General features: G+C 61.4%; 19 protein-coding genes. 10 read left to right on the top strand and 9 right to left on the bottom strand.

The window, feature by feature from the left end; all coding sequences use genetic code 11:
* Window positions 1–4 precede the first annotated feature (4 nt).
* Genes ACSQ26_RS06885 through ACSQ26_RS06870 form a run of 4 tightly spaced genes read right to left on the bottom strand, consistent with a single transcriptional unit; the run spans window position 5 to window position 3,428 of the window.
* A complete protein-coding gene (locus tag ACSQ26_RS06885) occupies window positions 5–1,072 on the bottom strand; it encodes a 4-oxalomesaconate tautomerase (RefSeq protein WP_436007548.1) in 1,068 nt (355 codons plus the stop codon).
* Window positions 1,065–1,736: a 4-carboxy-4-hydroxy-2-oxoadipate aldolase/oxaloacetate decarboxylase gene (locus ACSQ26_RS06880; RefSeq protein ID WP_436007546.1), complete on the bottom strand. Its 672-nt coding sequence runs from the start codon at window positions 1,734–1,736 to the stop codon at window positions 1,065–1,067. The genes ACSQ26_RS06885 and ACSQ26_RS06880 overlap by 8 nt, the downstream gene beginning before the upstream one ends.
* Window positions 1,736–2,464 carry a PIG-L deacetylase family protein gene (locus tag ACSQ26_RS06875; RefSeq protein WP_436007544.1) on the bottom strand — a complete coding sequence of 243 codons (729 nt, stop codon included), beginning with the start codon at window positions 2,462–2,464 and terminating at the stop codon, window positions 1,736–1,738. Before ACSQ26_RS06875 ends, ACSQ26_RS06880 begins: the two co-directional genes overlap by 1 nt.
* 4 nt (window positions 2,465–2,468) lie before the next feature.
* Entirely contained in the window at window positions 2,469–3,428 is a 960-nt protein-coding gene (locus ACSQ26_RS06870; protein ID WP_436007542.1) for a VOC family protein, read from the bottom strand.
* Window positions 3,429–3,776: 348 nt separating this feature from the next.
* On the opposite strand from ACSQ26_RS06870, the gene ACSQ26_RS06865 reads away from it, so the two are divergent.
* On the top strand, window positions 3,777–4,697 hold the full coding sequence (locus ACSQ26_RS06865; RefSeq protein WP_436007540.1) for a methylenetetrahydrofolate reductase: 921 nt from the start codon (window positions 3,777–3,779) through the stop codon (window positions 4,695–4,697).
* A 25-nt stretch (window positions 4,698–4,722) separates the two neighbouring features.
* Window positions 4,723–5,913: a LysR family transcriptional regulator gene (locus tag ACSQ26_RS06860; RefSeq protein ID WP_436007538.1), complete on the top strand. Its 1,191-nt coding sequence runs from the start codon at window positions 4,723–4,725 to the stop codon at window positions 5,911–5,913.
* A 69-nt stretch (window positions 5,914–5,982) separates the two neighbouring features.
* Here the strand turns inward: ACSQ26_RS06860 and ACSQ26_RS06855 are convergent, their stop codons facing one another.
* Window positions 5,983–6,936 (bottom strand): GlxA family transcriptional regulator, encoded by a 954-nt coding sequence (locus ACSQ26_RS06855; RefSeq protein WP_436007536.1) that lies wholly within the window; start codon window positions 6,934–6,936, stop codon window positions 5,983–5,985.
* Between the two features lie 110 nt (window positions 6,937–7,046).
* On the opposite strand from ACSQ26_RS06855, the gene ACSQ26_RS06850 reads away from it, so the two are divergent.
* The 5 genes from ACSQ26_RS06850 (at window position 7,047) to ACSQ26_RS06830 (ending at window position 14,181) form a co-directional block, all read left to right on the top strand.
* Window positions 7,047–7,949: a 3-keto-5-aminohexanoate cleavage protein gene (locus ACSQ26_RS06850; RefSeq protein ID WP_436007534.1), complete on the top strand. Its 903-nt coding sequence runs from the start codon at window positions 7,047–7,049 to the stop codon at window positions 7,947–7,949.
* Between the two features lie 252 nt (window positions 7,950–8,201).
* Window positions 8,202–9,692 carry a carnitine 3-dehydrogenase gene (locus ACSQ26_RS06845; RefSeq protein ID WP_436007532.1) on the top strand — a complete coding sequence of 497 codons (1,491 nt, stop codon included), beginning with the start codon at window positions 8,202–8,204 and terminating at the stop codon, window positions 9,690–9,692.
* 218 nt (window positions 9,693–9,910) lie between these two features.
* Window positions 9,911–11,071, top strand: a complete 1,161-nt coding sequence (locus ACSQ26_RS06840) for an acyl-CoA dehydrogenase family protein (protein WP_436007530.1) — start codon at window positions 9,911–9,913, stop codon at window positions 11,069–11,071.
* 4 nt (window positions 11,072–11,075) lie between these two features.
* Complete coding sequence (locus ACSQ26_RS06835; RefSeq protein WP_436007528.1) at window positions 11,076–13,148, top strand: acetate--CoA ligase family protein; 2,073 nt, start codon at window positions 11,076–11,078, stop codon at window positions 13,146–13,148.
* Window positions 13,149–13,395: 247 nt separating this feature from the next.
* Entirely contained in the window at window positions 13,396–14,181 is a 786-nt protein-coding gene (locus ACSQ26_RS06830; protein ID WP_436007527.1) for a carnitinyl-CoA dehydratase, read from the top strand.
* 58 nt (window positions 14,182–14,239) lie between these two features.
* Here the strand turns inward: ACSQ26_RS06830 and ACSQ26_RS06825 are convergent, their stop codons facing one another.
* The 3 genes from ACSQ26_RS06825 to ACSQ26_RS06815 all read right to left on the bottom strand — a co-directional run bounded on the left by ACSQ26_RS06825 (window position 14,240) and on the right by ACSQ26_RS06815 (window position 17,373).
* On the bottom strand, window positions 14,240–14,887 hold the full coding sequence (locus tag ACSQ26_RS06825; protein WP_436007526.1) for a pyridoxamine 5'-phosphate oxidase family protein: 648 nt from the start codon (window positions 14,885–14,887) through the stop codon (window positions 14,240–14,242).
* Window positions 14,888–15,061: 174 nt separating this feature from the next.
* On the bottom strand, window positions 15,062–16,189 hold the full coding sequence (locus ACSQ26_RS06820) for a CaiB/BaiF CoA transferase family protein (protein WP_436007524.1): 1,128 nt from the start codon (window positions 16,187–16,189) through the stop codon (window positions 15,062–15,064).
* On the bottom strand, window positions 16,189–17,373 hold the full coding sequence (locus ACSQ26_RS06815) for an acyl-CoA dehydrogenase (protein ID WP_436007522.1): 1,185 nt from the start codon (window positions 17,371–17,373) through the stop codon (window positions 16,189–16,191). The genes ACSQ26_RS06820 and ACSQ26_RS06815 overlap by 1 nt, the downstream gene beginning before the upstream one ends.
* Window positions 17,374–17,471: 98 nt before the next feature.
* Here ACSQ26_RS06815 and ACSQ26_RS06810 point away from each other — a divergent pair, with 98 nt between their 5' ends.
* The 3 genes from ACSQ26_RS06810 to ACSQ26_RS06800 all read left to right on the top strand — a co-directional run bounded on the left by ACSQ26_RS06810 (window position 17,472) and on the right by ACSQ26_RS06800 (window position 22,144).
* Window positions 17,472–18,377 carry a LysR family transcriptional regulator gene (locus ACSQ26_RS06810; protein ID WP_436007520.1) on the top strand — a complete coding sequence of 302 codons (906 nt, stop codon included), beginning with the start codon at window positions 17,472–17,474 and terminating at the stop codon, window positions 18,375–18,377.
* 95 nt (window positions 18,378–18,472) lie between these two features.
* Window positions 18,473–20,545: a glycogen debranching protein GlgX gene (glgX, locus tag ACSQ26_RS06805; protein ID WP_436007518.1), complete on the top strand. Its 2,073-nt coding sequence runs from the start codon at window positions 18,473–18,475 to the stop codon at window positions 20,543–20,545.
* A 114-nt stretch (window positions 20,546–20,659) separates the two neighbouring features.
* The gene (locus ACSQ26_RS06800) at window positions 20,660–22,144 is read left to right on the top strand and encodes a phospholipase D-like domain-containing protein (RefSeq protein ID WP_436007516.1); all 1,485 of its coding nucleotides are present in this window, start codon (window positions 20,660–20,662) and stop codon (window positions 22,142–22,144) included.
* Here ACSQ26_RS06800 and ACSQ26_RS06795 read toward each other — a convergent pair.
* A complete protein-coding gene (locus ACSQ26_RS06795; RefSeq protein ID WP_436007514.1) occupies window positions 22,124–23,056 on the bottom strand; it encodes a lysylphosphatidylglycerol synthase domain-containing protein in 933 nt (310 codons plus the stop codon). The genes ACSQ26_RS06800 and ACSQ26_RS06795 overlap by 21 nt on opposite strands.
* Window positions 23,057–23,087 lie beyond the last annotated feature (31 nt).

The following is a 23,087-nucleotide window of genomic DNA, read 5'->3' as shown; positions in this document are numbered from 1 at the left end:
CACCTCACCCGAAAACGCGGCCGTCGAACAGCTTGCGCGCCGTCCGCAGCACGGCCGCGTTCGTGACCTCGCCGTTTTTCACTGTCACGATCACAGTCATTTCACCCGTGGGATGTTCTACCGAAATCAGTTTCTCCCCGCCCTTGGGAATGACCGCAATTTCGGCGGCCGGTCCCTCCGGCAACAGGCAGGCGGTGGCAACACTGACCGCCCCCAGCACGCCGATGGCGTCGTGGCATTTGTGCGGAATGAAGGTGCGGGTCGAGATCGCCCCGGCGGCTCGGGCGGGCGAGACCATCGTCATCTTCGGAACGCTCTTTTTGGTGACATCGCCGAGATTCATCATCGGCCCGGCCGTCAGGCGGATCGCCTCGAGTTTTTCGCGCAATGCGGCGTTCGCCTCCAGTGCCTCCGGCGTCTCCGTGCCTTCGATCCCGAGATCGGCAGCCCGCATCACCACACAAGGCATGCCGTTGTCGATCAGAGTGCATTCCACGCCGTCGATCACATCGATAGCGTTGCCTGTCGGCAGCAGCGCGCCGCAACTCGATCCGGCCGTGTCGGCGAAGGTGATTGGCACCGGTGCTGCTGTGCCCGGCACGCCATCTATCCGCGCCACTCCGGAGTAGCTCACCCGGCCATTCGGTGTGGAGACCCGGGCCGTCGCGATCTGCCCGGTATTCTCCATGAAAATCCGCACCTCGCTCTCGCCCTCCCTCGCTTTGATCAATCCGCGCTCGATCGCAAACGGGCCGACCCCGGCGAGGATATTGCCGCAGTTCTGCGCGTCGGTGACGATAGGCTGATCGACGAAAACCTGCAGGAAGAGATAATCGACATCGACACCCGGCCGCTCCGAGCGCGTGACCACGGCAATTTTCGAAGTCAGCGGATCGGCGCCACCCATGCCATCGATCTGCCGCGGATCGGGTGAACCCATGACGCGGAGAAGGAAGCTATCGCGATCCTCGGGCAGGTCGCCGGCGAGGAAATAGCCGCCCTTCGAAGTGCCACCTCGCATCCACATGCAAGGCACGCCATCGTCAGGACCGACCAGCCCGCCGTCAGACATATTTCAGCCCTTTCTCGGCGAGGCGTCCGCGCATGTCGTAGATGTCGAGGCCAAGCTCGCCAGCCGCGAGCCGCTTGCGCTTGCCTTCTTCCGCCGCCACGCGCGCCTCGGCCTTGTCAGCCACCCCAGCCGCTTCCTCGCGCCGCACGACGCAGACGCCGTCGTCATCGGCAACGATCACATCGCCCGGATTGACCAGTGCGCCGGCGCAGACGACGGGGACATTGACCGAGCCGAGGGTCTCCTTGACAGTTCCCTGGGCGAAAATTGCCTTGGACCAGACCGGGAACTTCATCGCCGTCAGATCCGCCACATCGCGGACGCCGGCATCGATGATCAAGCCCCGGCAGCCCCGCGCCATGGCCGAGGTCGCGAGCAGGTCACCGAAATAGCCGTCCTCGCACGGACTGGTCGGCGCTAGCAGAAGGATATCGCCCTGCTTCAATTGCTCGATCGCCACATGCACCATCCAGTTATCGCCCGGTGGCGCAGAGATGGTGACCGCGCTCGCCGCGATCCGCGCACCCGGATAGATCGGCCGCATGTAACTGGCGAGCAGCCCCTTGCGGCCCTGCGCCTCATGCACCGTCGCCACGCCGCAGGCGGCCAGGCGATCCACCACGGATTGGTCGGCACGCAAGACATTCTGCACAACGACACCCATCAGAGTTCATCCACCGTGCGCGGGAACACGGACTGAAAACCCTCGGCATGGGTAGATTTGCGCCCGCCCGACTGACCGCCGGAATTGCGCATGAAGTGATTGCCGCGGTTCTCGGCGACGTTCTTGTAATAATGCCAGAGGTGCTCCTGCCCTTCCATGCACTGGATGGCGGCCCATTTCTTCTCCCAGACGCCTGATATGTCGAGGAAGACATCCGGTTTCCATTCCATCTGCTCGGTCTGGTGTGGCTCGAAAAGATAGAGCTGCGGCGCGCCGAGAATTGTCTCGCCGGGGTTGTGGCCCCAGGCCTGGGCGATCATCCGCGCTTCAAGCGCCACCTGCGTCGCATACATGTGGTCGGTATTGTAGGAATCCCATTTCGAATGGGAGAGCATGAAATCAGGCTGCACTTTGCGGATGACGTCGACCAGCCGGTATTTCGCCTCGCGGTCGACTTCCAGCGGATAGTCTCCGAGATCGAAGAACTGGATGTCGTGCACGCCAAGCGCCTGGGCCGCATTTTCGGCCTCCTTGCGGCGCGAGGATTTCACCAGGTCCAGCGTCATGCCGGCATTCTTCCACAGTTTGGCACTCTCGCCGCGCTCGCCGTAGGAAAGGCAGACCACGATGACTTCATAGCCCTTCTCCGCATGCAGCGCGATCGCGCCGGCGCAGCGCCAGACGAAATCCGCCGAATGCGCGCTGATCACCAATGCCGATTTTGCCATGGTTTCAATCCTTGCTTGCGACTGGCGGCGTGCCATGGGTATGGAATGTCTCGATCGTCTTGAGGCCCCAAGCTTGGCCTCTCTTCCGCTCCGTCTCGGTCCAGGTCACGGTCGGCCAGTCGGGCCTGAGGATCAGCCGCGCGCCGGCATTGGCGAGTTCGACACGGTTGCCGGCCGGCTCCCAGACATAGAGGAAGAACGTGCCCTGGATCGCGTGCTTGTGCGGGCCGGTCTCGATATGGACGCCGTTTTCGAGGAAGATATCGGCGGCGCGGAGTATGTCCTCGCGCTGGTCCACGGCATAGGTCACGTGGTGGAAGCGCCCCGGCGTGCCGGTATGGTCCTCGGAATAGGCGATGTCGTAGGTCTTGTTGTTGACTGTGAACCAGCAGCCGCCGAGCCGGCCATTGTCGAGCTGGATCTGCTCCGTCACCCGGCTGCCGAGCGCCTTGGTCATGAAGTCGCGGATCGCGCTGACGTCCAAGGTGAGCAGGTTGAGGTGGTCGAGCCTGCGCGGGCTCGCTCCCCGCCCGTGATAGCGCTGGGCGATGTTCTTCAGCTTCGGCCGCTCCTCGGGCGGCGCTTCATAGACACGCGTGTCGTAATAAAGCTCGAAGATGTGCCCATCCGGGTCGGCGAAACGATAGGCGCGGCCGTGGCCCTCATCGCCTTCGACCCAGCCGAGGCCGCAGCCCATCTCCTCGATCACCTTGACCCGCCGCGCGAGCGCCTCTGGCGACGACGTCCGGTATGCTACATGGCCGACGCCGGTCGTATGGTGCCGCGTCAGTTTCAGCGTGTGGAATTCGTAGTCGTCGAAGGCCCTGAGATAAGCGACGCCGTCCTCGACCAGGCTCGCCGTCAGGCCATAGACACGGGTGAAGAAATCGAGGCTATCCTCGAAGCGATCGGTATGAAGCTCGACATGGCCGAGATGCGCGACATCGAAGCAAGGCTCAGCCATGCCGCCGCTCCACGAACCCTGAACTGCGCGTTGCTAATTCCGTCATCGTCGCCTCCCGCGATGGCGCAGCTTGGCCTGCGTCAGTGCGCCAATCTATGGCAATACGCGTTCACTCGGCAATTTCGTTCTCCTGACGGAGCATAAGCTCAGGTTACAGACGAACGAAAACTACCTATCCCGTCACCAGATCGAGCGCCTCCGACGCTTGGCAAGCCTGCGATAAAATGTATTCCTGCAGAGCCGCACAATTTGCGAATAGAGCGGAAAATGTCGCATATCTGCAATCGAGGCGTTGAAATTGCCTCCATAATGTATACATTATTTTGATGTCGTTCATGGAGGTAGGTCGTGGCCTGGTTGAATTTCGCCGATAAATCCGGGGCGGAAACGCCTGAACCATTGCTGTCCGACATGATCGACGGCTGGTCGATCGAAGTGATGCCGCGCACATCAGCCAAGATCGACAACTTCCGCGCCATTCTTCCCCAGGGAACCCGGGTCTATATCGCCCATATCGATGGCACACCGATCGAGGACATGGTCGCCACCGCCAGGCGCCTGCATGCCGAAGGCTTTTCCGTCATGCCGCACCTTCCGGCGCGCAGCATTGCCAGCCGCCACATTCTTGAGGATTGGCTGAAGCGCTACCAGGGCGAAGCTGACGTCAAGCAGGCGCTCCTGCTCGGCGGCGGCGTGACAACACCGGCCGGCGAATTCGACAGCTCGATCCAGATGATCGAGACCGGCCTGTTCGACAAGATGGGCTTCACGCGCCTGCACATCGCGGGCCACCCCGAAGGCAACAAGGATATAGATCGCGACGGTTCGAACCGCCTCGTCGATCAGGCGCTGCTCTGGAAGCAGGATTTCTCGACACGCACCGATGCGAAAATGGCAATCGCCACGCAATTCGCCTTCGATGCGAAATCCGTCACCGCCTGGGCAGACCGCATCCAGGCCGCTGGCGTGACAATCCCGATCCATGTCGGCATTGCCGGCCCGACCAGGCTGCAGACACTGATCAAGTTCGCCATTTCATGCGGTGTCGGCCCGTCCCTGAAGGTGCTGCAGAAGCGCGCCATGGACCTCAGCAAGCTGCTCGTGCCCTATGAACCGACCGAGGTCGTCGCCGGTCTTGCCGAACATAAGGCCGCCAATCCGCACAGCCTGATCGAGCAATTGCACGTCTTCCCGCTCGGCGGTATCAACGCTGCAACCGAATGGATGCGTAAGCACGGTTCCATTGAAGCCATGGCTGCGGTAGCCTGAGAGCGTCTTGCTTTCAGGAAAACCCGTGCCCCATCTGCCGAATCTGCGCCATTTACGGCTGTTCATAGCCTTCGCCGACGGCGGTTCACTGACCGCCGCGGCGGAGGCTTTGGCCGTGACACAACCTGCAGCGTCCCAGGCAATCCGAAGCCTTGAACAATCGCTGGATGCGACCCTGATCGACCGTGCCGGCATGGAAATGACCGGCGAAGGCAGAATGGTCCTCGAGCGCTTCCGGCGTATCTTCGATTTTCTCAGGCAGGCAGCCGGGACCTCGAAATCGGCGACCGCCCGGGTGGAAAGCCGGTTGGCATGGCCGCATGTCAGGTCGGTTGCGGCCTTTGCCGTGCATGGCAGTTTCAGCGCCGCCGCACGCTCGCTCGATCAATCCGAACCGGCCGTGCAGCGCGCCGCCCGCGAGGCAGAGGTGGTGGTCGGCACGCCGCTCTTCGAGGGTTCGGGTCGTGCCATCGATCTGACCCCGGCTGGCGCAGTTGCCGCGCGGCAGTTCAGCCTCGCCCTTGCCGAATTCGAGAGCGCCCGCATCCAGTTGATGGAAGCGCGCCACAGGTATGAAGGCCGGGTGTCGATCGGCACGTTGCCCCTCACCCGCACCTTCCTCGTGCCCGACGCCGTGGCAGTTCTTGCAGGCCGCTACCCGCAGGCACAGTTCGAGATACTGGAAGGCAGCTATGACGCGCTGATCGGCGACCTCGAACGCGGCCGCATCGACATGCTGGTCGGCGCGCTGCGTGACGGCTTTGCGTCCAAGACGCTGCATCAGGAGCGCCTGTTCGATTATGAACTGAAGGTGGTCGGACGCGCTGGGCATCCACTGATGGGAAAGGCGCTGATAACGCCAGGTGATCTCGCTGAATTCTCTTGGGTCGTCGCGCGGCACGGCACCCCTTCACGGCATGTCTTCGATACCATGGCGGCCAGCTTTCCCGACAATCACCCCGCGCGGCGAAGTGTCGAATCCGGATCACTGAATGCCATACGCGGTGTATTGCTGAAATCCGATCATCTCGCCCTGTTGTCGCTGCACCAGATGCGCTACGATCTCGAGGCTGGCTTTCTTGCCGCTCTCGATTGTCCGCTACCAACGTCACGGCGCTCTGTAGGCCTCACGCTCCGCCGTCATTTTCTACCGACGCGGCTGCAATCGGAATTTCTCACCACACTTCGCGAGGCGTCTGCTGGCCTCTCGGAATGACGCAGGTCCTGCTGAATCGAACACTCAGGCAATGGTGTTAAGCTGATACGATTCAGGAATTCGGCCGCGCTAACGTGCCCGTGTCTCCGACGGGCTTTCCTGGAACTGCGTACGGTAGGCGCGCGAAAAAGCCGACGCCGAATTGAAGCCCGTGCCCGCCGCGATATCGGCGAGAGATGCATCCGTCTCGATCACCCGCCGGCGGGCGGCGTTCAACCTGAGTGCCAGATAGTGCACATGCGGCGAAACGCCGAAGGATTTCTGGAACAGCGTCTGCAAATGACGAGCACTGATTCCGGTGCGGGCGGCGAGGTTTTCCAGGCTCAAGGGCTGGTCCACCGTGTCCTCCATCAACTTGACCGCCTGATAGAGCCGCCGGTCGAGCATGCCGACGCTGCTCGGCGCCGATGGCCGGATCTCGCCGCCACCGCCGCCCCGCTCATAGAGGAACGAGCGCGAGACTTCGAGCGCCATGGAATAACCCTGCCGTCGGCGGATGATCTCCAGCATCATGTCGAGCGTCGGCAGTGCGCCGCCTGATGTCATCCGCCTGCGATCGATGACGAAACGCTCCTTGACCACGTCGATCTCGGGATAACGGGTCGAAAAATCCTCCTGGTCTTCCCAGTGGACCGTGACCTTGTGATTGTCGAGAAGACTGGCCTCCGCCATCAGCCATGTGCCCGATTCGACGCCCACGATCATCGAACGGTGCCGGGCGGTTCGCGACAGCGCCATTTTCACGGCAGTCGTGTTGCTGCGCCGCCAGTTGTAGCTCGACACGACAAATAGAGGATTTTCCTCGTTTCCGGGCTTGAAGGCACCGTCCACCGGCATGGCGATGCCAGCCGTGGTTTCCACTGGCTTGCCATCGAGACTGAGCAACCGCCAGCCGTAAAGCGTGCGGCCCGCGATACGGTTTGCCGCGCGCAATGGCTCGATTACCGAGGCGAGCAGGATCACCGTCGTCTCGGGAAATGCCAATATATCGATCTGGACCGGCCGGTCGGGTGCGTCGAACATGCTCTCATCCAATGCTTCCGATAATGTATAGGATGTTGCCGATAATGCAAAGCACGTATGCGGCCGTTGGCACAGACTGCGCCAACATTTCCCGAGGGAGGGTCGATCCAATGCCGCTCAATATGAACCGCGACGTCTTCATCACCTGTGCCGTGACCGGCTCGGGCGACACTGCCGGCAAGTCACCGCATGTGCCGCGTTCACCCAAGGACATTGCGGCTTCCGCGATCGATGCCGCCAAGGCCGGCGCGGCCATCGTCCATTGCCACGTGCGCGATCCCGAAACCGGCGCGCCCTCGCGCCTCAATGCGCTTTACAAGGAAGTCACCGACCGCATCCGCCAAGCCGACACCGATGTCGTACTGAACCTGACCGCCGGCATGGGCGGCGACCTGATATTCGGCGATGTCGAGCAGCCGCTGCCGCTCAAGGAAATCGGCACCGACATGGCCGGCGCCACCGAGCGTGTCTCCCACGTCGCCGAATGCCTGCCCGAGATATGTACCCTCGATTGCGGCACGATGAACTTCTCCCTCGGCGACTATGTGATGACCAATACGCCATCGATGCTGCGTGCCATGGCCAAGAAAATGACCGACCTCGGCGTCCGCCCCGAAATCGAAGCCTTCGATACCGGCCATCTCTGGTTCGCCAAGCAGCTGGTCGAGGAAGGCCTGATCGAGGATCCGGTGCTTGTCCAGCTCTGCATGGGCGTGCCGTGGGGCGCTCCCGACGACCTCAACACCTATATGGCGATGGTCAACAACGTGCCCGCCAACTGGACCTATTCCGCCTTCTCGATCGGCCGCAACGCCATGGCCTATCCGGCGCTCGCCATCCTCGGCGGCGGCAATGTCCGCGTCGGCCTCGAAGACAATCTCTATGTCGGCAAGGGCCAGCTCGGCACCAATGCACAGCTCGTCGAAAAGGCCGTGCAGGTTGTTGAGGGCATGGGCGCCCGGATCATCGGGCCGGCGGAAGTGCGCGAGAAGCTGAAGCTCAAGAAGCGGTAAGGGGATCACCCCTCACCAACTTCGGCCAAGGGTTCGCAATGCTCACCCGGCCTTCGTATCCTCTCCCGCAAGGGGAGAGGTAGGGTGCCTCAAGCTCGGCCTCTCCATTGAGGCGAGGCGGTGCCACAAGTTTTACCTCTCCCCTTGCGGGAGAGGATAGCAAGCCCGAACGAGACGAAGTCGAGTTCCTGGGCGCGCTTGGTGAGGGGTTATCAAGCCGCGAGGTCGGCACAGGGATTTGAAGGTGGAACAATGACAAAAATCAACAAGGCAGCCTGCATCGGCGGTGGCGTGATCGGTGGAGCCTGGGCGGCACGTTTCGTGCTTGCAGGTATCGACACCAAAATGTTCGACCCGCATCCGGAAGCCGAGCGCATCGTCGGCGAAGTCATGGCCAATGCCGAGCGCGCCTATGGCCTGCTGACCACCGCGCCGCTGCCCAAGAAGGGCAAGCTGACCTTCGTCAAGACCATCGAGGAAGCCGTCGAAGGCGCTGATTGGATTCAGGAAAGCGTACCGGAACGCATCGATCTCAAGCGCAACGTGCTGACCCAGATCGACGCTGCCGCCGACCCCAAGGCCCTGATCGGCTCCTCGACCTCGGGCATTATGCCAACCGAACTGCAGCGCGACATGAAGCATCCAGAGCGCATGTTCGTCGCCCACCCTTATAATCCGGTATATCTGCTGCCGCTCGCCGAACTGGTCGGCGGCGAAAAGACCTCGCCCGAAACGCTCGAACTGGCCAAGGCCCGGCTCGCGCCGATCGGCATGAAGGGCGTCATCCTCAAGAAGGAAATCGAGGCCTTCGTTGGCGACCGCCTGCTCGAGGCAGTCTGGCGCGAAGGCCTATGGCTGATCAAGGACGACATCTGCGATACCGAGACGCTCGACGACGTCATCCGCTATTCCTTCGGCATGCGCTGGGCACAGATGGGCATGTTCGAGACCTACCGCATCGCCGGTGGCGAAGCGGGCATGCGCCACTTCATCGCCCAGTTCGGCCCCTGCCTCTCCTGGCCCTGGACCAAGCTGATGGACGTTGTCGATCTCGATGACGCGCTGGTCGAGAAGATCGCCAACCAGTCGGACGCCCAGTCCGGCGCCTATGGTTTCCGCGAGCTCGAGCGCATCCGCGACGAGAATCTCGTCGGCATCATGCAGACCCTCAAGACCTCGAATGGCGGCCAGGGCTGGGGTGCCGGCAAGCTGCTCACCGAGTTCGAAGCCCATCTCTGGAAGAGCGCGCCGAAGCCTGAAGCCAAGCCGAGCGCCGAGCCGATCAAGCTGCTGGAAACCAAGGTCCATCCGTCCTGGGTCGATTACAACGGCCACATGACCGAATTCCGCTACAACCAGTGCTTCGCCGACGCGGCCGACTCGCTGCTCCGGATGGTAGGCGCCGACCTCGATTACGTCGCCGCCGGCCACAGCTATTACACGGTCGAGGCGCATAATCAGTGGCTCGACGAAGCCAAGCTTGGCGATGCGCTCTACGTCAAGGCACAGATCCTGCCTACCGATGGCAAGAAGATCCACACCTTCATGTGGCTCCATCGCGCCGCCGACGACGCGCTGCTGGCAACCTGCGAGCACCTGATGCTGCATGTCTCCTCGAAAGAGGGCAAATCCGTGCCGCCGCTCGCTTCGGTGCTTGAGAAGCTGCAGCCGATGATCGCCGTCCATGCGAGTATGCCGCTTCCGGCGACCGCCGGCCGGGTGGTGGGGCAGAAGAAGGCCTGAGGTATTGGGGGTGAGAACCCCTCATCCGGCCTTCGGCCACCTTCTCCCCAAGGGGAGAAGCGGGAGCCCGTGGAAAGCGCCCGGATGGAATAGACGTTGAGAATAAGCCGAGGGGGCGCGGCGAACGCCCTCTTCTGCCCTTGGGGAGAAGGTGGCGCGCATGCGCCGGATGAGGGGTTCCAACCCTCCATTGACAACGCTTTTGGGAGGACCACTCCATGAATTTCGGATTGACCGAAGAACAGGACATGATCGTCAACACGGTGCGGAGCTTCGTGGAAACCGAACTCTACCCGCTGGAAGACGAGGTCGAACGTCAGGGCTTCGTGCCCAAGGAAGTGGGTCAGGAGATCGCCAGGAAGGTCAAGGATCTCGGCTTTTTCGGCTGCAACATGCCGGAAGATGTCGGCGGCGCCGGTCTTGATCACCTCACCTTCACGCTGGTCGAGCGTGAACTCGGCCGCGCCTCGATGGCGCTGACCGTGTTCTTCGGCCGCCCCTCCGGCATCCTGATGGGCTGCAATGAAGACCAGCGCGAGCGCTACCTGATCCCCGCCACCAAGGGCGAGAAGTTCGACGCGCTCGCCATGACCGAGCCGGGCGCTGGCTCCGACGTGCGCGGCATGAAGTGCTTCGCCAAGCAGGACGGTTCTGACTGGATCGTCAACGGCACCAAACACTTCATCAGCCATGCCAACATTGCCGATTTCGTCATCGTCTTCATCGCCACCGGCGAGGAAGAAACGCCGCGCGGGCCGAAGAAGCTGATCACCTGCTTCCTGGTCGACCGTGGCACGCCGGGCTTCGAGATCCGCGAAGGCTACAATTCCGTCTCCCATCGCGGCTACAAGAACTGCATCCTGAATTTCGACGATTGCCGCCTGTCCTCGGCCCAGATTCTCGGCGAGCCGCACAAGGGTTTCGACCTCGCAAACGACTGGCTCTACGGCACCCGCCTCACCGTCGCCGCCAATTGCGTCGGCCGCGCCCGCCGCGTCTTCGACATGGCCGTGCCCTACGCCGCCGAACGCAAGCAGTTCGGCAAGCCGATCGGCGCCAACCAGGGCGTATCCTTCAAGCTCGCCGACATGATCACCGAGATCGACGCCGCCGACTGGCTCACACTCGCCGGCGCCTGGCGCCTCGACCAGAAGCTTCCCGCCAACCGCGAGATCGCGTCCGCCAAGCTCTACGCGTCGGAAATGCTGGCCCGCGTCACCGACGAGGCGATCCAGATCTTCGGCGGCATGGGCCTGATGGACGACCTGCCGCTCGCCCGCTTCTGGCGTGACGCGCGTGTGGAACGCATCTGGGACGGCACATCGGAAATCCAGCGCCACATCATCAGCCGCGACCTGCTACGTCCGTTCGGAGCGTAATGGCATGGTGAAGCAGCTAGCTGAAGGCGCCCTCTCCCGCCTGATCCGCCCGAAATCGATCGCCACCTTCGGCGGCAAGGAAGCCGGCCGCGTCGTCGAACAGTGCAGGAAAATGGGCTATACCGGCGATATCTGGCCGGTCCATCCGACCAAGGACGAGGTGCATGGATACAAGTGCTATCGCTCCGTCGCCGACCTGCCGGCGGCGCCCGACGCGGCCTTCGTCGGCGTCAACCGCACGCTGACCATCGAGATCATGCGCCAGCTCCGTGAACGCGGCGCCGGAGGCGCGATCTGCTACGCCTCGGGTTTTTCCGAAGCCGTCGCGGAACTCGCGGACGGCCACGATCTGCAAGCGCAACTCGTCGAGGCCGCTGGCGACATGGCCGTGGTCGGCCCCAACTGCTACGGCTTCATCAACATGCTGGACGGCGCCCTGCTCTGGCCCGACCAGCATGGCATGATCCGCACCGAGCGCGGCGTCGCAGTGCTGACGCAGAGCTCCAACATCGCCTGCAACGTCTCCATGCAGATGCGCGGCCTGCCGCTCGCTTACCTGATGACCGCCGGCAACCAGGCGCAGACCGGCCTGTCAGCATTGGCCGTCGCAGCACTCGAAGACCCGCGCGTCACCGCCGTCGGCCTGCATATCGAAGGCTTCGACGATATCGAGACGCTGGAACTGCTCGGCCGCCGCGCCCGCGAACTCAAGAAGCCGGTCGTCGCGCTCAAGATGGGCAAATCCGAGGCCGCGCAGAAAGCGACTGTCTCCCACACCGCATCACTTGCCGGCAATGACAAGGTCTCGGGCGCCGTGCTCGAACGTCTCGGCATCGGCCGCGTCAACTCGCTGCCGGAACTACTTGAAACATTGAAGCTTTTTCATGTCGCAGGTCCGCTCGCCACCAACGAGATTTCATCGATGAGCTGCTCGGGCGGCGAAGCCTCGCTGATCGCTGACAGCGCCGTCGGCCGCAAGGTGAACTTCCGTGACCTCAAGCCAGAACAGCTCCCTGTTCTGCGCGAAACGCTCGGCCAGATGGTGACTTTGTCGAACCCGCTCGACTACCACACCTTCGTCTGGGGCAATGGCGAGAAGCAAACCACCGCCTTTACGACGATGATGCAGGGCGGCTATGCACTGAACCTCGTCATCCTCGATTTCCCACGTTCGGATCGCTGCGACCCTGCCGACTGGATGACAACGGTCAATGCCATTATCGCGTCCAAGAAGGCCACCGGCGCCAATGCCGGCGTCGTCGCCTCGATGGGCGAGAACCTGCCTGAGGATGTTGCCTTCACGCTGGTTGCCAACGGCGTCACGCCCTTTATGGGCATCGACGAGGCACTGGTGGCCGCCGAAACCGCTCATGCAATCCATCTGGCATGGTCGGCACCCACCATCGCGCCGTTGCTGAAGGCTGTTGCCTCCGAAGGTGAGGACGTGACGCTCAGCGAATACGAATCCAAGCAGGCGCTGAAACCGTTCGGCCTGCCGGTTCCCAAGGGCAGGCTCGCCGCAACACCCGAGGAAGCTGCCAAGGCCGCCGCCGAAATCGGATTTCCGGTTGCCCTCAAAGGCTCCGGCGTCGCCCACAAGACCGAAGCCGGCGCGGTCAAGCTGAACCTCAAGTCCGAGGCCGAAGTCATCGAAGCGGCGAAGGCGATGGCCAGTGTCGCCAAGGGTTTCCTCGTCGAGCAAATGGCAGCCAAACCCGTCGCGGAACTCATCATCGGCGCACTCCGCGATCCGGTCACCGGTCCGGTGCTCACCATCGGCGCCGGCGGCATCCTCGTCGAACTGATGGACGACTCCGCAATCATCACGCTCCCGACGACGAAGGCCGACATCGAAAAGGCGATTGCCGGATTGAAGATCACCAAGCTGCTGGCGGGTTATCGAGGTCAGGCCAAGGGCGACATGATGGCACTCGTGAGCGCGGTTTCCGCCGCCGCCGATTTCGTCATCGCCCATGCCGCCAACATAGAAGAACTGGACATCAACCCGTTGATGGTCCTGCCTGAAGGCCACGGCGTCGTTGCGGCCGATGCATTGGTGCGGATGCGGAAGAACTAAGGGATTAACCCCTCACCAAGCGCGTCCAGCATTCGGCTACGCCCAATGCGGACTTGCTATCCTCTCCCGCAGGGGGAGAGGTAGGGTGCCCACACGCGTTGCCTTTGCTGGCGGCAGCGTGGGTGCCGCGAGTTTACCTCTCCCCTTGCGGGAGAGGATACGAAGGCCGGGCGAGAGCAGTGAGCCCTTGGCCGAAGTTGGTGAGGGGTGAACCCCTCGAGTAAACAAGAACCGAGGGAGACCACCCATGACCGACGAACCCATAAAAACCCGCCGCGAGGGCGGTATTCTCGAAGTCACCATAGACCGGCCCAAGGCCAATGCGATCGACCTGATCACATCACGCATCATGGGTAGGATCTTCGCCGATTTCCGCGATGACGATACCTTGCGCGTCGCCATCATCACCGGCGCAGGCCCGAAATTCTTCTGCCCCGGCTGGGACCTGAAGGCGGCGGCGGCCGGTGATGCGGTCGACGGCGATTACGGCGTCGGCGGCTTCGGCGGCATGCAGGAACTGCGCGACCTCAACAAGCCTGTGATCGCAGCGATCAACGGCATCTGCTGCGGCGGCGGCCTCGAGATCGCGCTCTCGACCGATATGATCCTCGCGGCTGAACACGCAACCTTCGCGCTGCCCGAAATCCGTTCGGGCACGGTGGCCGATGCCGCTTCGATCAAGCTGCCCAAGCGCATCCCCTATCACATCGCCATGGACATGCTGTTCACCGGCCGCTGGCTGGATGCCACCGAGGCGCATCGCTGGGGCTTCGTCAACGAGATCCTGCCTGCCGACAAGCTGATGGACCGCGCCTGGGAACTCGCCCGCCTGCTCGAAAGCGGCCCGCCTCTCGTCTACGCCGCGATCAAGGAAGTCGTGCGCGAGGCCGAGGGCAACAAATTCCAGGACACGATGAACAAGATCACCCGCCGGCAGCTCAAGACGGTGGATGTGCTCTACGGCAGCGAGGACAATCTCGAAGGCGCTCGGGCGTTCGCCGAGAAGCGTGATCCGGTTTGGAAGGGGAAATGAGGCGTTGTCTGACTGGGTCGTTCGATGCCCAAACGCAGCGGGCGTTTGGGCCGCTCAATCAGTATAACGTCCTTCTGTAATCGTCTTCGAGTTGGTCATCCATTTTGCGCATCTCGTCATCGCTCGGCGCGCCTGTTGTCTGGTCCAGAATGATCTTCACCAGTGACGGCATTTCGCGGCGATCCTGAAAATGATCCGGGTTCCACAATTGAGAGCGCCGAAATGCCTTGGCGCAATGAAGGAATACCTCGTTCACCTTGACGATAACGGCAAGTTTGGGAATGCGGTCGTTGACTCTCATACGCCCGAGAACTTCCGGGTCATTCACCAGACTGGCCTGCCCGTTCACGCGCAAGGTGTCGTCGAAGCCGGGAATGATGAACAATAAACCGACGCTGGGGTTGGCAAGAATGTTGACCAGAGTGTCGAGCCGGTTGTTGCCGGGCCGGTCCGGTATTGCCAATGTATATGGGTCAAGAATCTCGACAAAACCAACGGGGTCGCCGCGAGGGCTGACATCGGCTTTTCCGTCCAAATTCTGTGTGCCGATGCATAGAAATGGCGAACGTTTGATGAAGGCTTGGGCGTGCTTGTCGAGCGAATTCTGGCACTTCACGATGGCCAGTTCATGTGTCGCATGAAAAAGACTTCGAAGAGACTTCTCGTCGGATATGACGAATTCTGGATTGGCCTTGAAGTCCTTCATTATATTGCCTTTCGACGACCTGTTTTGGTTGATCAGCCCCATCCAGACATTCGCAGTGACAGTCGCCACAAATGAGGTACGTACATCAGAAATAGCGATATACATTCGTTTGGGGGTGTAATCAAGGTAGCAGAATGGTTATTCCCGAACGCATCGCAGGGAAACTCGCGTCAATCAGTCAAACCTCGCCCCGTCATGCTCGCCGAGCTTCGGCGAGGACCGATCCAGCGACAGCGGCGTATCCGAAAACGTAATCGGCGTCCGTATTCCCGGCACGCCTTCCGGCGTGATCTTCATGCCGCGATGGATGAATTGCGGGTCCTCGAAAACATCGGCCACCGAATTGATCGGACCGGCGGGGACGCCCGCTTTTTCCAATGCCGCCAGCAGGTCGTCGCGCTGCCAGAGCTTTGTCTTTGCTTCCATCGTGTCGTTGAGCTGGTGCCGGTTGGCAACACGCGCAGCATTGGTCTTGAAGCGCTCATCCGAAGCCATCTCGCCAAGCCCGAGAATTTCCGCCAGCCGGCCGAACTGGCTGTCATTGCCACAGGCGACGATCAGGTGGCCATCCGCCACCGCGAACGTCTGGTACGGCGAAATATTGGGATGCGCATTGCCCAGCCGCTTCGGTACGTTGCCGGAGGCGAGGAAGTTCATCGCCTGATTGGCCAGAACGCCGGTCATGCAGTCCAAGAGCGCCATGTCGATATGCTGGCCCTGCCCGGATTTCTCGCGCGCGATCAACGCCGCCTGGATCGCTACCACTGAATAGACACCCGTGAAGATATCCGCGAAGGCAACGCCGATCTTCTGCGGTTCGCGCTCCGGTTCGCCGGTCAGGTCCATGATGCCGCTCATGCCCTGGATCATGAAATCGTAGCCCGCGCGCGGCGCATACGGTCCGTCCTGGCCGAAGCCGGTGATCGAGCAGTAGATCAAGCGCGGATTGACGGCCTTGAGGCTCTCATAGTCGAGGCCGTATTTCTTCAAGCCTCCGACCTTGAAGTTCTCGATCAGCACGTCGGCGTGGCGCGCAAGATCGAGCACCAGTGCCCTGCCCTCATCGGTCGTGAAATCGGCAGTGACCGAACGCTTGCCCCGGTTGGCGGCATGGAAATAGGCGGCCGTCTCCTCGCCTTCGCGCTCGATATAGGGTGGCCCCCAGCGGCGGGTATCGTCACCTTCGGGGCTCTCGACCTTGATCACGTCGGCGCCGAGATCGGCCAATGTTTGGCCGCACCACGGGCCTGCAAGAATGCGGGCCAGTTCCAGTACCTTGATGCCCTTGAGCGGCGCATCCATCAGAAGAATGCCTGGATGCCGGTCTGCGCGCGGCCGAGGATCAGCGCGTGGACGTCATGCGTGCCTTCATAAGTGTTGACCGTTTCGAGGTTTTGCGAATGGCGCATCACGTGGTAGCCGATCTGGATGCCGTTGCCGCCATGCATGTCGCGGGCCTGGCGGGCGATGTCGAGCGCCTTGCCGCAATTGTTGCGCTTGACCAGCGAGATCATCTCGGGCGCGAAGCGATGCTCGTCCATCAGCCGGCCGACGCGGAGCGAGCCCTGCAGGCCGAGCGCGATTTCGGTCTGCATGTCGGCGAGTTTCTTTTGGTAAAGCTGGGTACCGGCGAGCGGCTTGTTGAATTGCTTGCGATCGAGGCCATATTGACGCGCACGGTGCCAGCAATCCTCGGCCGCACCCATGACGCCCCAGGAAATGCCGTAGCGGGCCCGGTTGAGGCAGCCGAACGGACCCTTGAGGCCAGAGACGTTGGGAAGCAGCGCGTCCTCGCCGACTTCCACGCCTTCCATGACGATCTCGCCGGTAATCGAGGCGCGCAATGACAGCTTGCCGCCGATCTTCGGTGCGCTGAGACCCTTCATGCCCTTTTCCAGGATGAAGCCGCGGATCTCGTTGTTATGCGCCTCGGACTTGGCCCAGACGACGAAAACATCGGCGATCGGCGCATTCGAGATCCACATCTTGGAGCCGCGCAGACGGTAACCACCAGCGATCTTCTCGGCACGCGTCTTCATGCCGCCGGGATCGGAGCCGGCATCCGGCTCGGTCAGGCCGAAGCAGCCGATCAGGTCGCCCGAGACGAGGCCAGGCAGGTACTTCTTGTGTTGTTCCGGCGAGCCATAGGCATGGATGGGATGGATGACCAGCGACGACTGCACGCTCATCATCGAGCGATAACCGGAATCGACGCGCTCTACTTCCCGCGCCACGAGGCCATAGGCGACGTAGTTCGCATTGGCCGCGCCGAATTCCTCGGGCAGCGTCACGCCGAGCAGGCCAGCCTGCCCCATCAGCTTGAACATGGCGGGATCGGTTCTCTCTTCGAGATAGGCGTCCTCGATGCGCGGCATCAGTTCGGCCTTGGCAAAGGCCGCCGCCGAATCCCGGATCATGCGCTCGTCGTCGCTCAACTGGTCTTCGATAAGAAAGGGATCGTCCCAGACGAAGGATGCCGCGGCCATGATTTGCTCCTGAGTTTTTGTCGCCCGCAACATGCATCAGGATCGGCCGGAGTACAAACCATGTTTACTAATCCCGCTATGAGCTTTACTCATAGCGCATGAAGCCAACCCAGAGACGTCTCCTGCCCTCTACCTCAGCGCTCGCCGCCTTCGATGCGGTGGCGCGCACCGGCAGTTTCAGCGCCGCCGCCTCCATGCTGCACCTTACCCAGGGCGCGATAAGCCGCCATGTTTCGCTGCTCGAAGAGCAGCTTGGCGTGACGCTGCTTGAACGGACGGGTCGCGGCGCGCGCTTGACTGAAAAGGGCAAGGCCTACGCGGAAGGCGTCGCCGATGTACTGGCGAAGATCCGATCCCTGTCGCTGGCGGCGATGTCCGGATCGGAGGAAACTCGGCTGCGGCTCGCGATCCTCCCCACATTCGGCACGCGGTGGCTGATGCCCCGCATCCCGGATTTCGTGCAGAAGAACCCCGAGATCACCATCAGTTTCGCGACCCGTATCGGGCAATTCGATTTTCGCGCCGAGAATATCGATGCGGCCATCCATGTCGGCCGACCGAACTGGCCGGACGCCGATTGCAAATTCCTCATGGGCGAGACCGTCGTGCCGGTTTGCAGCCCGGATTTTCGGGATGATCACCCTGTCGAAGCGGCTGCCGATCTGCTGGGCATGCCGCTTCTCGAAATGGTATCTCGCCCCGGCGCCTGGCGCCACTGGTTCTCGACGCTCGGAATATCGAAACAGCACCGCGAAGGCATGGTCTTCGAACAGTTCTCGAACGTGACCCAGGCCTGCATAGCCGGCTTGGGTGTGGCATTGATGCCAATTTTCCTCATAGAGAGCGAGTTGGCGACTGGAAGGCTGGTGCGGGCCTTCGATTGGGCGATCGAGAGCGAGAGCGCCTATTACCTCGTCCGGCCCCATCACAAGCTGGATTTTCCGCCAGCGGTCAGGTTCGCCGGCTGGCTGGAAGACCAGGTTACCCGGTTCAAGCAGCCGTAATCCCCATCGACTTCCATAAGCCATCGAGCGGAACCAGATCCACCTCCCCACGTTATGCTGTGGTGCAGCATAAATGTCGGGGGTTAGAGTTAAGCATGGACGCAAAAGTGTCTCAGTTCTCCATTCACGCAGGCGAGCCGACGCCGCTCGGGGCCACTTTGGTGGACGGAGGTGTCAATTTCAGTGTTTTTTCCGCCCATGCCGAGCGCATCGAGGTTTGTATCTTCGATCCCTTGGGCACAATCGAACTCCAGCGGTTGACGCTTCCGGAAAACACCCACGAGCTTTTCCACGGTTTCATCCCCGGTCTGACCAAAGGGACGCTCTACGGACTCCGTGCGCATGGCCCCTTCGACCCCGAGAATGGTCATCGCTTCAACGCGAATAAACTGCTTGCCGATCCATTCGCCCGCAGCTTTTACGGCAAGCTCGAGAACTCGGATACCCATTTCGGCTACGATCTCAACGCCGAGGAAAAAGACCTCACCTTCGACGACCGCGACAACGCCCGCTTCATGCCGAAGTGCCGGGTCATAGCACCCCGCACGGCCAAGGAAATCCTGCGGCCATCCATCCCGTGGTCCCGGACCATGGTCTACGAGACCCATGTGAAGGGCTTCACCAAGCGCAATCCGCTGATCCCCGCGGATCTGCGCGGCACATTCGATGGCCTCGGCCACGAAGCGGCGGTGGACTACATCAAGAGCCTCGGCATCACATCGGTCGAACTGATGCCGGTGCATGAATTCTTCGACGACTTCCACCTCGCCGACAAGGGACTGACCAATTACTGGGGCTACAACACGTTCGGCTTCTTCGCGCCCGCATCACGCTATTTCGGCCCGTCGGGCCAGGATGGATTTCTGGCCATGGTGCGAGCCTATCACGATGCTGGAATCGAGGTGATCCTCGATGTCGTCTACAATCATACCGCCGAGGGCAACGAACTCGGCCCGACCTTGAGCTTCAAGGGCCTCGACAATTTCTCTTACTACCGCACGATGCCCGATAATCACCGCTACTATGTCAACGACACCGGCACCGGAAACACGGTCAACACCTCCCATCCCCGTGTGCTGCAGATGGTGATGGATTCGCTTCGCTATTGGGTCGAGGAGATGGAGGTCGATGGCTTCCGCTTCGATCTCGGCACCATCCTCGGCCGCGAGCCGGAAGGTTTTGACGAGCGCGGCGGTTTCTTCGATGCGGTGCTGCAGGATCCGGTCCTGGCGCGTGTAAAACTGATCGGCGAGCCTTGGGACATTGGACCGGGCGGCTACCAGGTCGGCGGTTTCCCGCCCGGCTGGGCCGAGTGGAACGACAAGTACCGCGACAGCGTCCGCGAATACTGGAAGGGTGATGAGCACACCGCGCCCGATTTCGCCGCCCGCATCCTGGGCTCGGGCGACTGCTACGACCAGCGCGGCCGCCGCCCGTGGTCATCAGTCAATTTCATCACCGCCCACGACGGCTTCACGCTCAATGACCTCGTCTCATATGACGGCAAGCACAATGAAGCGAACGGCGAGGACAACAAGGACGGCCACGACCACAATCGCAGCCATAACTATGGCGCTGAAGGCCCGACGGACGATCGGTCCATCAACGATATCCGCGAACGCCAGAAGCGGAATTTCCTCGCGACGCTGTTCTTCTCGCATGGCACGCCCATGCTGCTGGCCGGTGACGAATTCGGTCATGGGCAATCCGGCAACAACAATACCTATTGCCAAGACAACGAACTGACATGGCTCGACTGGGAAGGTATGTCCGGCGCCAATGAAGAGCTTCTGACGTTCACCAAGCGCGTGATCGCGCTCCGTGTGGCGCAGCCGCTGCTCCGTCGGGAAAACTGGCGCGATGGCATGATCGTCAACTGGTTCACATCCGAGGGCGGCGAGCAGCTTCCCGAGCACTGGCACGACGAGCCGACACTCTGCCTGCATCTGCAACGCCCCGATCTGAAGGACGATACGGAGCTATGGTCGGAAGTCCTGATCATTTTCAATCCACGCGCCGAGGACGTGTCCTTCACGCTGCCGGATTTCGGCGAGGACGACTGGAATTTCGCACTCGCGACATGCGACACGCCGCTGTCCGAGGGACCCGTGAAGGCCAAGAAGCCTGTGCTGGCCACAGCGCGCAGCCTCATGCTGTTCTACCGGTGAACCGCACGCGGCAGCCAATCATCCGCCTGCAATCATTCACTTTCTCACCAGCATGTGGAACTCCCGGCCACTCCCGGCAGTTTCCGCACATTGCCGCGACATAGGCGTCGGCATTTGAAACGCGACAGGGAATTCATGCTGCAAGCCGAAGATCGTTCCAGCATCATCAATATCGAGAGCAATGCCTGGCGCTCGGACCCGGCCGAGAAGGTCGGCTTCATCATTGATGCCGCCGAATATTACCGCAGCCTCCGGGAGATTCTGCCAAAAGCAAAAAGTGCGATCTGGATCATCGCCTGGGATTTCAATCCCGATATCTACCTCGATCCCGAGCGACCGGACGCCACGCTCGGCGCGTTTCTCCGAGCGCTCGTCGATGACAATGCAGATCTGGAGATCCGCATTCTGGTCTGGGCGATGGGGCCGATCTATTCTGGAAAATCGCTGCGCCTCTTCCGCGAGAACACATGGTCCAATCACCCGCGTATTCATCTGCGTTTCGATGGCAAGCACCCGCTTCGCGGATCGCACCACCAGAAGATCGTGGTCGTGGACGATACCATTTCATTTCTCGGCGGCATCGACCTCACGTCGAGGCGCTGGGACACCCAAGCCCATGATTTCGATAATCCGCTCAGGGTGTCGCCGGATGGCGAACCTTTCGACCCCGTGCATGACCTCCAGTCCGTCGTCACCGGATCGTCGGCAGTCTCCATCGGCGATCTCGCACGCAAGCGTTGGGAACGCGCCACGGGTGAAAAGCATGAGAGGGTAACCGCGGACAATGATCTCTGGCCCTCCAATATCGAGCCCGCTCTTGTAGGATGCGAGGTCGCACTGTCGCTGACAGAGCCCGGCCCCACCAAGCGAAAGAGCAAGAAGCAGGCGATGCAACTGACCATCGACGCACTTCGCTCGGCACGCCGGCATATCTATATGGAAACCCAGTATTTCGCTTTCTTCGGCATAGCCGATTGCATGAGTGAACGCCTTAGGGATCCGGATGGTCCGGATATCGTCGTCGTGCTCACCCGCGCGTCGCACGGCTTTCTCGAAAAAGTCGTCATGGGCGGCAATCGCGACCGTTTGATCCGCAGACTGAAGCGCGCCGACATCCACGGCCGGCTGCGGGTCGTGTATCCTGTCGTGCCCAAGCCGGATGGAACCGAGCAGGACGTGCTCATTCACTCCAAGCTGTTGGTCGTCGATGATAGCTTCGTCCGCCTCGGTTCATCGAATCTCAACAACCGCTCCGAGGGAATGGATACCGAGGCGGATATCGCTATTGAATCCACCTCCGAGGGGTGTGGCGCGTCGATCACCAGCCTTCGCAACCGCTTGATGGCCGAACATCTCGATGCGAGCGAAGAGGCTGTCGCGGAGGCGATCGCGCGGACGCACTCGCTCACGAAAACGATTGACGAACTCAACACCGGCCCTCGCGGACTCCGCGACATGCAGGTACGGGTGGACATGGGCGAGATCGAGCCGATCTGGGGTACTGACCTCGTTGACCCCGCAAAGCCTTTCCGACTGTTTCAGCGATTGAGAAAGGGCCTCGACGCGGCAGCCACGAGGCTATTTGGCATTTTCATTTAATTCAGGACCGGATTTTAGCACAAACTCGCTGCCAACCAGCAGCGAGAGGCCGATTGCGAGCGGGATGAAATAATAGATCACCCGAAAGGCGATCACAGCGGCGATCGATTCCGCGCCCGGCAGGATATGTACGATCGTTGCTTCGAGCACACCAAGCCCACCCGGAATGTGACTGACGATCGCCGCGATATTCGCCGTGATCGAAGCCGTCGCCACCTGGAGATAGGCAGCTTCTCCGAACGCGGTGAGCATTTGGTGCAAGCTCGCCGCGACAAGCGCGAAATTCACAGTTCCAACAACTGTCTGACCCACCGCGATCGGCAGCGACGGCATCTGGAAGCGCCAGTTGCGGATATGCAAGGGTGTACGCAGAAACGCGGAGAGAAGGAGATAGAGAACCGGAAACGTGAAGCAGCAGAGTGCTGCGACCGAAATTGCCTCGTCGTTCAGCCCTGCCATCCGGGCGACGTCATCCGGTCGCAGAAAAATCGCTGCCGCGCCAAGCGTCGCCAATCCCAGCCCCACCGTCATGCCGCAGAACAGGATGACCTTTGCGACCTCCTCCGTGGTCAGCCCCCAGCGCGAATAGAAGCGGTAGCGTATCGCCCCGCTGCTGAGTGCCGCGACACCGACATTGTGGCCGATCGACAGGCCGGTGAACGAGGCAAGCGCTGTCTGGTGGAACGGCAGCGGTTTGCCGGCATAGCGCACGGCAAGCGCATCATTGCAGGACAGGCAGAAATAAGACCCGGCAGCGAATGCCAGGCCGAGCATCAGGTTCGATGCGGGTATCGATCGCAGCGCCCGGCTGATTTCGTCGAAGCTATATTGCTGCAGGGTGTTGTAGAGCAGATAGAGGGCGCCGGCTACGGCGACGACAATGATGATCCTGAACAAGTATCGGAGAAACATTCGCTAATCCCGCAAATGGCTGCCCAGATGG

Origin of the sequence: Rhizobium sp. LjRoot254 (assembly GCF_964254105.1) — a bacterium.
GTDB lineage: Bacteria > Pseudomonadota > Alphaproteobacteria > Rhizobiales > Rhizobiaceae > Rhizobium_E.
The sequence above is the reverse complement of the archived record's forward strand: the minus strand, read 5'-3'. Positions and strand labels throughout refer to the sequence as shown.

What these genes read in the sequence shown, in the direction of transcription:
- ACSQ26_RS06885 (WP_436007548.1), bottom strand. Translation starts at nt 1,072, where the DNA reads ATGTCTGACGGCGGGCTGGTCGGTCCTGACGATGGCGTGCCTTGCATG.
- ACSQ26_RS06880 (WP_436007546.1), bottom strand. Translation starts at nt 1,736, where the DNA reads ATGGGTGTCGTTGTGCAGAATGTCTTGCGTGCCGACCAATCCGTGGTG.
- ACSQ26_RS06875 (WP_436007544.1), bottom strand. Translation starts at nt 2,464, where the DNA reads ATGGCAAAATCGGCATTGGTGATCAGCGCGCATTCGGCGGATTTCGTC.
- ACSQ26_RS06870 (WP_436007542.1), bottom strand. Translation starts at nt 3,428, where the DNA reads ATGGCTGAGCCTTGCTTCGATGTCGCGCATCTCGGCCATGTCGAGCTT.
- ACSQ26_RS06855 (WP_436007536.1), bottom strand. Translation starts at nt 6,936, where the DNA reads ATGTTCGACGCACCCGACCGGCCGGTCCAGATCGATATATTGGCATTT.
- ACSQ26_RS06850 (WP_436007534.1), top strand. Translation starts at nt 7,047, where the DNA reads ATGCCGCTCAATATGAACCGCGACGTCTTCATCACCTGTGCCGTGACC.
- ACSQ26_RS06845 (WP_436007532.1), top strand. Translation starts at nt 8,202, where the DNA reads ATGACAAAAATCAACAAGGCAGCCTGCATCGGCGGTGGCGTGATCGGT.
- ACSQ26_RS06840 (WP_436007530.1), top strand. Translation starts at nt 9,911, where the DNA reads ATGAATTTCGGATTGACCGAAGAACAGGACATGATCGTCAACACGGTG.
- ACSQ26_RS06835 (WP_436007528.1), top strand. Translation starts at nt 11,076, where the DNA reads ATGGTGAAGCAGCTAGCTGAAGGCGCCCTCTCCCGCCTGATCCGCCCG.
- ACSQ26_RS06830 (WP_436007527.1), top strand. Translation starts at nt 13,396, where the DNA reads ATGACCGACGAACCCATAAAAACCCGCCGCGAGGGCGGTATTCTCGAA.
- ACSQ26_RS06825 (WP_436007526.1), bottom strand. Translation starts at nt 14,887, where the DNA reads ATGAAGGACTTCAAGGCCAATCCAGAATTCGTCATATCCGACGAGAAG.
- ACSQ26_RS06820 (WP_436007524.1), bottom strand. Translation starts at nt 16,189, where the DNA reads ATGGATGCGCCGCTCAAGGGCATCAAGGTACTGGAACTGGCCCGCATT.
- ACSQ26_RS06815 (WP_436007522.1), bottom strand. Translation starts at nt 17,373, where the DNA reads ATGGCCGCGGCATCCTTCGTCTGGGACGATCCCTTTCTTATCGAAGAC.
- ACSQ26_RS06810 (WP_436007520.1), top strand. Translation starts at nt 17,472, where the DNA reads ATGAAGCCAACCCAGAGACGTCTCCTGCCCTCTACCTCAGCGCTCGCC.
- glgX (WP_436007518.1), top strand. Translation starts at nt 18,473, where the DNA reads ATGGACGCAAAAGTGTCTCAGTTCTCCATTCACGCAGGCGAGCCGACG.
- ACSQ26_RS06795 (WP_436007514.1), bottom strand. Translation starts at nt 23,056, where the DNA reads ATGTTTCTCCGATACTTGTTCAGGATCATCATTGTCGTCGCCGTAGCC.